This is a genomic window from Cryobacterium sp. MDB1-18-1 (genome assembly GCF_004402735.1).
Classification (GTDB): Bacteria; Actinomycetota; Actinomycetes; order Actinomycetales; family Microbacteriaceae; genus Cryobacterium; species Cryobacterium glucosi.
Genome location: NZ_SOFR01000025.1, coordinates 1 through 1,595, shown reverse-complemented (window position 1 = coordinate 1,595; position 1,595 = coordinate 1). Strand labels below are relative to the sequence as shown.

1 protein-coding gene and 1 pseudogene are annotated in these 1,595 nt (G+C 60.6%); both read right to left on the bottom strand.

Going from position 1 to position 1,595, the window contains the following annotated elements; translation table 11 throughout:
- Window positions 1–183, bottom strand: a pseudogene (locus E3O50_RS06450) (transposase); the annotation flags it as partial.
- A 15-nt stretch (window positions 184–198) separates the two neighbouring features.
- Window positions 199–897, bottom strand: coding sequence for an amino acid racemase (locus E3O50_RS06445; protein ID WP_134448370.1), 699 nt, complete (start codon window positions 895–897; stop codon window positions 199–201).
- Between the last annotated feature and the right edge of the window lie 698 nt (window positions 898–1,595).

The following is a 1,595-nucleotide window of genomic DNA, read 5'->3' as shown; positions in this document are numbered from 1 at the left end:
GAAGATGGTGCGGATGATCGACGCGACCATGTCTTGGGATCCTTTAGGGATCACGGCGAGGACGTTGCGCATGAAGTGGACCCGGCATCGCTGCCAGCCGGCGCCCTGGAACACGGTGCCGATAGCCTTCTTCAGGCCGGTGTGGGCGTCAGACATGACTAGCTTGACCCCGTCGAGGCCGCGGGGGGACTGCCACCGTCAGGAGGTCAGCGCAGCCTTCAATATGGCCTCGCAGTGGATTGCAGTGGTCGAGAACAGAGGAAACTTCGCCGCGTCGTTGACATCCAATAGGAGGGGGATCTCGGTACATCCGAGAACTACGCCCTCCGCACCGCGGTCGACCAATTCCTGGCACACCCCCAGGAACGACTCTCGTGTGCTCTGGGTGAAGATGCCGAGGGTGAGCTCGTCGATAATCCGGTCGTGAACGTAGCTACGAGTTGCTTCGTCAGGAGTGAGGACTTCGATGTGTTTGTCTTCAAACCGACTCCGGTAAAACTCTCCCTCCATCGTCTTCCTCACCCCGAGCAGGCCAACGCTGCTGAGTCCTGACGCCGTCACGGCATCGACGGTGGCGCCGGCGATGTCGATGACCTCGACACCCGTGTGCTGGATGATCGCCGGGACGAACCTGTGCAGCCCGTTAGCGCACAGGGCGATGACCTCGGAGCCTGCCTCGGCAAGTCGAGCGACAGACTCGATAATCATTGCCTCGCAGCGCGCCTCCGACGGGTCTTCGGCCTGCGCGTCGAGGAACTCTTGTTCGTCCAGGCTGTCGATTAGAACTCGTGCGGAGCGGTGATCTCCTAATTCGTCGCGCGCTCTGACGTTCAAGAGCCCGTAGTACTCGGCCGTTGAAACCCAGCCGAGCCCACCTACAAGGCCAATCTGCTTCATCCGACAAGAGTACTCGCCGGTAGGTGTCGAATTTCGGGTGCCGAGGGCAGGCCTTCTTCCTGGTACCTCAAAGGGCTCGTGTCCCGGTTAGATCCCCATCGCCGCTAGCTTCAGCTAAGCAGATACCCAGTACCTATGTTCGAAAAGTACGGAATGCGTTCCGATCGCGCCTAGCGGCTGATGTGCCGGCGCACGTAGAGCACCAGGTGATCGGCCGGGATCACAGCACGCGGCTGCTCGACTGCCGCCCAACTGTCCGGGGCCTCGACCGTGTCCGGCGTTGATTCGCTCGCGTCCCGGGGGCGGTGTGCCAGGCCCCAATTCAGACCCCCATTATCCGGCACCAGGTCACGCGGCCGCCGGCTACACCAGGCTCACCAAATTGCACGAGGGACACCGCCAGAACGGGCTAGCCGGCGACCCGGCGGCGACCAGCGGCACTAAGCCTCGATCCACCGGTGAGAGTCGGGGTTTGACGGCGCGTTAAACCGAGAATGCCTTCCAGGTCAGGAAAAATGGAACTTACTTAGGGTTCATTTTTCACGACAAGAAAGGCATCTCGTAGATGCAAGTTTTCCATAGATCTACGGCTCTGTCCGGGTTACGTCCCTGTGAGTGGTGTGGTTTCCCGCTCGTGAGCGTTGCTTCTTCAACGCGAAGAGCCACCGTGGGATGGTCAGTGAGTACCGACTAAGCAA

Bases quoted from the DNA above. Each gene is read 5' to 3' on its own strand.
- E3O50_RS06445 (WP_134448370.1), bottom strand. From the start codon at position 897: ATGAAGCAGATTGGCCTTGTAGGTGGGCTCGGCTGGGTTTCAACGGCC.